We start from the raw sequence: 8675 nt of genomic DNA, 5'->3' as shown, positions 1-8675 counted from the left end.
CTGCTGCCCGAGAACCTGTCCACGCTGGCCATCATCCCGCTGCAGATGCGGCTGGTCTACCAGATCGGCCAGAGCTACGGCTACGAGCTGGACAGCGGCCACATCAAGGACCTGCTCGCGACCCTCGGCGTGGGCCTGACCTCGCAGTACCTGGAGCAGGCCGGCCGCAAGCTGCTCGGCGGCCTGCTGGGCAGGGCGGGCAAGGGCCTGCTCGGCGGGCTGGGCCGCCAGGCGGTGAGCAGCGGCATGAGCTTCGCCGCCACCTATGCGCTGGGCCACGTCGCCAACCAGTACTACGCCGGCGGCCGGACGCTGGGCACGCAGATGCTGCGCGATGCCTACCAGCACGTGATGGCCGACGGCCGCCAGCTGCAGGCGCAGTACCTGCCGCAGATGCAGGAGACGGCGCGCGGGCTGAACGCGGCGAAGATCCTGCAGATGGTGCGCGGCGGCTGAGCAGGCGCCGGGACGTTGACGCACGTCAAGCGACTGCCCGTACCCGGTGTCAAGCTGGCCACTGCCGGCGTGACCCTGCATGCCGAGCGACCTGGAGGCACCATGACCGGCTCGACACATCCGAAGCGGCCGCGCGCGGATTCCGCGCCCGGAAACCACGGCACGTTCTCCCAAGGGGCGCCGCCTGCGCTCGACCCGTGGCTGTGGAGTTCCGTCGCGGCCGACGTGGCGCTGGCCTCGCGAGCCGGACCCGAGGGGCTGGAGGCGCGCCGCGCGCGCCGGCTGCAGCGGCTGCTGAGCGCGGCCGCGCGGCACTCGCCGCTGTGCGAACGCATGCTCAGGGGGCGGGACCTGTCGCGCCTGCGCCTGCAGGATCTGCCGGTCATGCGCAAGGGCGAGTTGATGCGGGACTTCGACCGGTGGGTGGCTGACCCCTGCCTGCGGCTGGCGGCGCTGCGCCGCTTCGTCGGCGACGGCCGGCGCATCGCGGACGCCTTCCATGGCCGCTACGTGGTGTGGGAGAGTTCGGGCAGCAGCGGCGAGCCCGGCATCTTCGTGCAGGATGCGCTGGCCATGGCGGTGAACGATGCGCTGGAGGCATGGCGGCGCCCGCTGCTGCGCCCGCTGCAGCGGATGCTGGATCCGTGGTGGCTCGGCGAGCGCGTGGCCTTCGTCGGCGCCATCGACGGGCACTTCGCCAGCACGGTGTCGATCGAGCGCCTTCGCCGCCTCAACCCCCTGCTCGCCGGCCGGCTGCGGAGCGTGTCCTTCCTGTGGCCTGTCGAGCGCATCGTCGCCGCGCTGGAGGACTTCGCGCCCACCGTCCTGGCCACCTACCCCAGCGCGGCGATGCTGCTCGCGCGGGAGCGCAGGGCAGGGCGGCTGCGGTTGCCGGTGCGCGAGGTGTGGACCGGGGGCGAGGATCTCTCGCAGGCCGAGCGCCGCTTCATCGGGGACGCCTTCGGCTGCCAGGTCGCCAACAGCTACGGCGCGTCGGAGTTCCTGTCGCTGGCTTTTCAGTGCGAGCACGGGCATCTGCACCTGAACAGCGACTGGGCGATCCTCGAATGCGTGGACGCGCAGGGCCGGCCGGTGCCGCCGGGCCAGCCCGGCGCGACCACCTTGCTGACGAACCTGGCCAACCACGTCCAGCCGCTGATCCGCTACGACCTCGGCGATCGGGTCGTCGTCCACGCTTGCGCGTGCACATGCGGCTCCTGCCTGCCCGTGATCGAGGTGCAGGGCCGCAGCGACGACACCCTGCGCCTGCGCGGCCGCGCGCACCGCACGGTGGATGTGCTGCCGCTGGCCTTGAGCACCGTGCTGGAGGAGCAGGCCGGCCTGTACGACTTCCAGCTCGTGCAGCAGGGGCCGGGCGATCTGCTGCTGTCCACGGGCCTGCAGGGCGTGGAAGGCGACGAGGCGCTGCACCGGGCCCGCCGTGCGCTGGGCGACTTCCTGCGCAGCCAGGGCGCGGAGGGGATCCGCATCGACTGCCGCAGCGGCGAAGCCGCCCGGGCCCTTCGCAGCGGCAAGGTGCCGCGGGTGGTCGCTGCGCCCTGCCGGTGAGCGAGGCTGCCGGTCACGGCGGCGCGCCCCGCACCGCCGGCAGCCGGATCGCCACGTAGGCCATCCGGTGCTCGCGCAGGACCAGCAGCGCGACGTGCCGCCCCGGTCGCGCGGTCTTCAGGCCGCGTCGGAAGTCCTCGAGGCGGTCCAGCCGCACCCCGTTGACCGCGACGATCAGGTCGCCGGCGCGGATGCCCTCGCTGCGCGCCGCCCCGACGGCGTCGCGGACCAGCAGCCCGCCGTCGCTGCCCAGGAGGCGTCGCTGCGCGGGCGTGAGTTCGCTCAGGCTCAGGCCGAGTTCATCGTTTCCAGCCGATGGCAGCTCGGACGGTGGTGGTGCGGGCTTCCTGGAAGCCGCTTCCTCGGCGAGCGTGACGGAGATCGTCCGCTGCGCGCCCTCCCGCCAGACTGCCAGGCGGGCGAGGCTGCCGGCCGGGCGCGCGGCGATCTGCCGCAGCAGGCCGGTGAAGTGGCCGACCGGCGCGCCGTCCAATGCCGTGACGATGTCGCCCCGCGCCAGCCCGGCTGCCTGCGCAGGGCCGCCGGCCGCCACCCGGACGGTGAGCGCCCCGCCGGCGTGCCCGTCCTGGCCGAAGGCCTCGGCCAGCGCCGGCGTCACTTCCTGGAATTCCGCGCCCAGGCGCGAACGATGCACCCGGCCGTCGGCCTGCAACTGCGCCGCCACCTTCATGGCGAGGTCGATCGGCACGGCGAACGACAGGCCCATGTAGCCCCCGTTGCCGCTGAAGATCAGCGAGTTGATGGCGACCACCTCGCCGCGCGCGTTGAACAGCGGGCTGCCCGAACTCCCGGGGTTGATGGCCGCATCGGTCTGGATGAAGGGGATGTCGCCCGCCCCGTCGATGAAGCGGTCGATGGCGCTGACGACGCCGGAGGTGACGCTGCCATGGAAGCCGAAGGGTGCGCCGATGGCCGCCACCCAGTCGCCGGGCCGGATGGTCGAGGAGGTGCCGATGACGGCCGGCTGCAGGCCCTTGGCCTCGATCTTCAGCAGCGCGACGTCGCTGCGCGCGTCGGCGCCGAGCACCCTGGCGGGAAGCCGGCGTCCGTCGTCGAGGCGGACGTGCGCCTCGTCGATGCCCGCCACCACGTGGGCGCTGGTGAGGATCACGCCGTCGCTGGTGAGGATGACGCCGGACGCGAGATCGCGGATCTGGCTGACCCTGACCGTGGCGGGCAGCGGCCAGGCCAGCCGGTCCGCGAAGTCCAGTTCCGGCGCGAATTCCAGGTCGATGTCGGCCTCCGAGGCGTCGCGCCCGATGCGCAGCGTGCTGATGTCGACCACGCTGGCGCTGCGGCTGGCCACGAGCGCGGAGAAGGCTGCCTCCGGTGCCGTATCGGCCGAGGGGCGCCTCGGCGCATCAGGAACGGCAGAGCAGCCGACGAGGAGGCATGCGCCCAGGAGCCAGATGCAGGCCAACGCGGCCAGGCGCCGGTTCGTCGCTGGCGTGTGGCGGGCGTCGGGCATCGGGGCAGCCGGAGGCGGGGCCGGGCGTCGGGGCGGCCCGCTGCCGCGGCGGGCCTTCAAGTGGCAGAGGGCGACAGCACCGCGGGGCGCACGACGTCGCTGGATTCCTCGGCACTGCGGATGGCCGTCCCGAAGGCCTGCAGTTGGGCAGCGCAGCTGCCGTCGTCGATGCTGCGCATCGACAGCGAGGTGCTCAGCAGGGGCGCGCGCCCGATCAGTCGGGAGACTTCCGCGATGGCATCCGGCGCGCCGGTTCCGCCCATGACGCTCACCACGGCGGCAGGGGGCAGGTCGGCCCGGCGTTCGGCAATGAAGCTGCGCATCGGACCGGCCAGGCGCTGCATCCAGATGGGAGACACCAGCACCACGGCATCGAAGCCTTTGGGCGACGGCCCTTCGTAGCGCACGCGCGGCCGACGCCGCAGCGCCGAATCGAGCACGCAGCGCAGGGTGCCGGTCGCGCCGCGTCGCGGCCGGGTCTCCAGGACCTCCGCCATGCGCCAGTTCTGCTGGCTGCACAGCAGTTCCGCCACGCGGCGGGAGGTCCCCGTGTACGAGTAGAAGATCACCAGGGCGTTGCTCATCGTCATCTCCAGTTCCTGCGCTGGAGATCAATGTAGGACCGCGGGTCCGCCCCCGAGTTGACATGCGTCAAGCAAGCCATGCGGGCGGGCGCCGTGCCGTTCGTGGGGTGCCATTGACGCCCGTCAAGCCGGGCGCGGCCCCGCTTCCTATGCTTCGTGCATTGATGCTGCAGGAGATCGTGATGGCCCGCGACGACGATGTCTCAGTGCCGCTCGGAGACGACTGGCTGGCTCTGTGGGTGAACTTCCAGAGGAGCCTGCTCGGCGGCTGGGCCACCCAGATGGGCGCCCTGGGCGGCTGGGGCGCATGCTGGCGAGCGGTCGACCGCGAACTGTGGGACCAGTGGGCCGCCCGCTTTGCCGGCGGCGTTCCCATCGACGGCTAGTGCGGCGCCGGGGCGATTGCAGGCGGCCCACCACCTCTTGTTGCGGAGGGGACCGCGGTCGAATCTTGAACTGTTCAAGCCCGCCGCCGAAGCGACGCGCGCGGCGGGCCGTCCGGCTCAGGCGCCCGGGCGCGGTTCCGCGCCGCGATGGCGGCCTGGCCGCAACCTCGGCATCCAGGTGCGCCAGCCGGGCGCAGGATCCTTTCTTTCCGGGTAGCTCATGCGCACGCTTGCCAGTTCCTCCAGCCCCTTTTGCGTGATGGCAAGGACCTGGGCCCCGGTGGCCTTGCCCGAGAGCATCAGGGGATCGGACGGGGCCGGCACCAGCGCGATGACGAGGCCGGCCGCGCGCAGAAGCCGCACGCCATCGACATCCTCGGGCTCATTCAGCGTCAGTGGCAGCCGGGAGCGCGCAATCCGGCTGAGCAGTTCCATGGCCATGGCATTACCTCCTTGACTCGTTGACCATCGACGAACGACGCACGTTGTCCGCGCATTCCTGGCGACAGAGGAAGCGCACCGCGAATGCTTGCACAGCCCCGCCCCTCTTTGCAAACCCCGCGTTGAAAACGGGGTTGAACTCCTACAGCGCCATCGAATCCGGGCGACATCGGAACGCGGTCTCGGCGGGCGCGGCGCCCGAACCGGCACGGCGCCTCCTGCATCACACTGGGGCTCATGAGATTCCGTCATGCCATGCCTTTCGGTGCGGCCCTGCCGGCGGGCGGGGGCGTGGACTTCCGCCTGTGGGCGCCGGGTGTGGCAGAGGTAGGGTTGGAATGGCAGCCGGCCGGCGCCGCGGATGCCTGGACGGCCCTGCCGCTCGCCGCGCAGCCAGGCGGATGGTTCGCCCGCCACGTGCCCGAGGCGTCGGCCGGCGCCCTGTACCGCTTCGTGCTGCCCGACGGCCTGCACGTGCCTGATCCGGCGTCGCGCCGCAACCCGCAGGACGTGCACGGCCCCAGCGAGGTGGTCGATCCGCTGGCTTTCGAGTGGCGGCACGGCGGCTGGCGCGGCCGTGCGTGGGAGGAGGCCGTGATCTACGAACTGCACGTCGGCACCTTCACGCCCGAGGGCAGCTTCGACGCGGCCCGCGCGAAGCTGGCGGAACTGGCCGCGCTGGGCATCACTGCCGTCGAGCTGATGCCGCTGGCCGACTTTCCCCGCGCGCGCGGCTGGGGCTACGACGGCGTGCTGCCCTTCGCGCCGGAATCCTCCTATGGTTCGCCGGCGCAGCTCAAGGCGTTCGTCGACGCGGCCCACGGCCTGGGCCTGATGGTGCTGCTGGACGTGGTCTACAACCACTTCGGCCCGGAAGGCAACTACCTGCACGCGCACAGCCCCGCCTTCTTCCATCCGGCACGCCGCACGCCGTGGGGTGCGGCCCTCAACTTCGACGCGGAAGAGGCGCCCACGGTGCGCAGCTTCTTCGTCCACAACGCCCTGTACTGGCTGGAGGAGTTCCGCTTCGACGGGCTGCGCCTGGACGCCGTGCACGCCATCCGCGACGACTCGCCGCGCCACCTCGTCGCGGAACTGGCCGAGGCCGTGCAGCAGGGCCCGGGCCGCGAGCGCGCCATCCACCTCGTGCTGGAGAACGACCTCAACCAGTCGCAGTGGCTCGCGCGCGACGCGGACGGCCGGCCGCTCGCCGCCACCGCGCAGTGGAACGACGACCTGCACCATGCGCTGCACGTGCTGGCCACCGGCGAGACCGACGGCTACTACGCGGACTTCGCCGAGGAGCCCCTGGCGCTGCTCGGGCAGGCGCTGGCGCAGGGCTTCGTGTACGACGGCAGCCGGTCCTCCGTGTACCGTGGCGGCGAAAGGCGCGGCGAGCCCACCGGCGGCCTGCCGCACACCGCCTTCGTCTCCTACCTGCAGACGCACGACCAGATCGGCAACCGCGCCTTCGGCGAGCGCATCGATGCCCTGGCGCGGCCCGAGACCGTGCGGCTTGCGCGCGCCATGCTGCTGCTGTCGCCGCACGTGCCGATGCTCTTCATGGGCGAGGAATGGGCGGCGCGCACGCCCTTCCTGTTCTTCTGCGATTTCGGGCCGGAACTGGCCGAGGCGGTGTCGAACGGCCGGCGCGAGGAGTTCAGTCGTTTCGCCGCCTTCGCGCAGGCCGAGGTGCGGGCGCGCATCCCTGATCCGAATGCCGAGAGCAGCTTTGCCGCCTCGCACCTGGACCGCGCCGAGCGCGGGCGCCCCGGCCACCGCGAGGCGCTGGCGGCGGTGCGCGCGCTGCTGGCCCTGCGGGCGCGCTGCATCGTGCCGCACCTGCCGTCGCGGCCCGGCTCCGGGCGATGGAAGGTGCAGGGCGACGTGCTCTACCTCCAGTGGACCCTGGTCGGCCGCGGCCGCGCGGCGGACCTGCAGATGGTCGCCCACTTCGGCGACTCCCCCCGGCGCGCGGCCGCGCCCACCGGCCGCGTCATCCACCGGCAGGGATGCCGGCGCCACCCGGCCGGCGGCCTGACGCTGGCACCCGGCGGCCTGTGCGTCGCGCTCGCGGAGGCTGCCCATGCATGAATCCCCCGACACGCTGCCGGCCGCCCGCATACCGCGCGCCACGTACCGCCTGCAGTTCCACGCCGGCTTCACCTTCGACGACGCCGTCGCCATCCTGCCGTACCTGCAGCGCCTGGGCGTGAGCCATGTCTACTGCTCGCCCATCCAGCGTGCGCGGCCCGGAAGCACCCACGGCTACGACGTGGTGGCGCACGGCGAGATCAACCCCGAGCTGGGGGGACACGAAGGCTACTGCCGCTTCTCGCAGGCGCTGCGCGCGCACGGCCTGGGCCAACTGCTCGACCTGGTGCCCAACCACATGGGCGTGCTCGGCGCCGACAACCCCTGGTGGACCGACGTGCTGGAGAACGGCCCGGCCTCCGCCTACGCCGGGTACTTCGACATCGACTGGGAGCCGATGGACGCCGACCTGCGCGGCAAGGTGCTGCTGCCGGTGCTGGGCGACGCCTACGGCCGCGTGCTCGATGCGGGGGAACTGGTGCTGGACCTCGACGCCGATGCGGGCCGCCTTGTCGTGTGCTACCAGTCGCAGCGCTTCCCGCTGGCGCCGGCCACCTACGCGCAGGTGCTGGCCCGCGCCGAGGGCATGGCCTGCGAACCGGCCGATGCCGTTCGTGCCCTGAGGCAACGGCCGGTGGAGCCCGCGCTGGAGCGCGCGGTGCGGGCAGCGCTCGCGGCCTGGAACCGCCCGGGCGAGCGCGACGCGCTGCACACGCTGCTGGAGGCGCAGCACTACCGGCTCGCCTTCTGGCGGGTGGCCTCGGACGAGATCAACTACCGGCGCTTCTTCGACATCAACGAGCTGGCGGCGCTGCGCATCGAGCGGCCGGAGGTCTTCGAGGCCACCCAGGGCCTCGCGCTGGACCTGGCCGCGCGAGGGTGGGTGGACGGCCTGCGCATCGACCACCCCGACGGCCTGCGCGACCCGGCGCAGTACTTCGCGCGCCTGCAGGAAGGCTACGCCCGCCGCGCCGGCCGCCCGCCGCCCGGCATCGATGCCGAGGGCCGGCCCGGGCGGCCGCTGTACGTGGTGGCCGAGAAGATCGCCACCGGCCATGAGGAGGTGCCCGGAGAGTGGGCCATCCACGGCACCACCGGCTACCGCTTCGCCAACGTCGCCGGCGGCGTCCTGGTCGACACCGCCGCCGAGGCCGCCTTCGGGCGCATCTGGCGCACCTTCACCGGCGAGAAGCGGCCCTTCTCCGAGATCGCCATCGAGGCCAAGCGCAGCGTCGTCGCCAACCCGCTGGCGTCCGACATGACCATGCTGGCCGCCATGCTGCTGCGCATCGCCCGCGCCGACCGGCGCACACGCGACTTCACTTTGAACAACCTGCGCCGCGCGCTGGCCGGCGTGGCGGCGTGCATGCCCGTGTACCGCACCTACGTCACGCCCGAGCGGGGCGCCTCGCCGCAGGACCGGCGCCTGATCGACGAAGCGGTGGACGCGGCGCGCGCGCGCAGCGAGCTGGCGGACGACAGCATCTTCCAATTCGTCCGGCTGGCGCTGCGCGGCGAGGCGCCGGCCGGCGGCGAGGTCCCGCAGGCGCTGCGCGAGCAGGTGCAGCGCTTCGCCGCGCGCTTCCAGCAGTTCAGCGCGCCGGTGGCGGCCAAGGGCGTGGAGGACACCGCCTTCTACCGCTGGTTCCCGCTGGC

8 protein-coding genes are annotated in these 8675 nt (G+C 72.7%); 5 read left to right on the top strand and 3 right to left on the bottom strand.

Translation table 11 applies throughout. From position 1 onward, the window contains the following. Positions 1 to 456: YcjF family protein (locus ACIY1X_RS21690; protein WP_399684613.1), on the top strand; the 456-nt coding region annotated here is incomplete at its 5' end. 102 nt (positions 457 to 558) lie between these two features. Further along, on the top strand, positions 559 to 2025 hold the full coding sequence (locus tag ACIY1X_RS21685) for a phenylacetate--CoA ligase family protein (protein ID WP_399684610.1): 1467 nt from the start codon (positions 559 to 561) through the stop codon (positions 2023 to 2025). A 13-nt stretch (positions 2026 to 2038) separates the two neighbouring features. On the opposite strand, the gene ACIY1X_RS21680 is transcribed toward ACIY1X_RS21685, so the two are convergent. Both ACIY1X_RS21680 and ACIY1X_RS21675 read right to left on the bottom strand, forming a co-directional pair. After that, on the bottom strand, positions 2039 to 3352 hold the full coding sequence (locus ACIY1X_RS21680; RefSeq protein WP_399684607.1) for a trypsin-like peptidase domain-containing protein: 1314 nt from the start codon (positions 3350 to 3352) through the stop codon (positions 2039 to 2041). A 218-nt stretch (positions 3353 to 3570) separates the two neighbouring features. Next, positions 3571 to 4098: a flavodoxin gene (locus ACIY1X_RS21675; RefSeq protein ID WP_038205860.1), complete on the bottom strand. Its 528-nt coding sequence runs from the start codon at positions 4096 to 4098 to the stop codon at positions 3571 to 3573. Positions 4099 to 4262: 164 nt separating this feature from the next. Between ACIY1X_RS21675 and ACIY1X_RS21670 the strand changes: the two genes are divergently transcribed. Beyond that, entirely contained in the window at positions 4263 to 4484 is a 222-nt protein-coding gene (locus tag ACIY1X_RS21670; RefSeq protein WP_038205717.1) for a hypothetical protein, read from the top strand. A 117-nt stretch (positions 4485 to 4601) separates the two neighbouring features. Here ACIY1X_RS21670 and ACIY1X_RS21665 read toward each other — a convergent pair whose 3' ends face one another. Continuing rightward, positions 4602 to 4925, bottom strand: coding sequence for a hypothetical protein (locus ACIY1X_RS21665; protein WP_038205715.1), 324 nt, complete (start codon positions 4923 to 4925; stop codon positions 4602 to 4604). Between the two features lie 255 nt (positions 4926 to 5180). On the opposite strand from ACIY1X_RS21665, the gene treZ reads away from it, so the two are divergent. Next, entirely contained in the window at positions 5181 to 7019 is a 1839-nt protein-coding gene (gene treZ, locus ACIY1X_RS21660) for a malto-oligosyltrehalose trehalohydrolase (RefSeq protein WP_399684604.1), read from the top strand. Beyond that, on the top strand, positions 7012 to 8675 hold a 1664-nt coding region (gene treY / locus ACIY1X_RS21655), incomplete at its 3' end, for a malto-oligosyltrehalose synthase (RefSeq protein WP_399684601.1). The genes treZ and treY, both read left to right, overlap by 8 nt.

It is taken from the genome of Xenophilus sp., assembly GCF_044462705.1.
GTDB lineage: Bacteria > Pseudomonadota > Gammaproteobacteria > Burkholderiales > Burkholderiaceae_C > Xenophilus > Xenophilus azovorans.
This window is presented reverse-complemented; position numbering and strand designations above follow the sequence as displayed.

Bases quoted from the DNA above. Each gene is read 5' to 3' on its own strand.
- ACIY1X_RS21685 (WP_399684610.1), top strand. From the start codon at position 559: ATGACCGGCTCGACACATCCGAAGCGGCCGCGCGCGGATTCCGCGCCC.
- ACIY1X_RS21675 (WP_038205860.1), bottom strand. From the start codon at position 4,098: ATGAGCAACGCCCTGGTGATCTTCTACTCGTACACGGGGACCTCCCGC.
- ACIY1X_RS21670 (WP_038205717.1), top strand. From the start codon at position 4,263: ATGCTGCAGGAGATCGTGATGGCCCGCGACGACGATGTCTCAGTGCCG.
- ACIY1X_RS21665 (WP_038205715.1), bottom strand. From the start codon at position 4,925: ATGGCCATGGAACTGCTCAGCCGGATTGCGCGCTCCCGGCTGCCACTG.
- treZ (WP_399684604.1), top strand. From the start codon at position 5,181: ATGCCTTTCGGTGCGGCCCTGCCGGCGGGCGGGGGCGTGGACTTCCGC.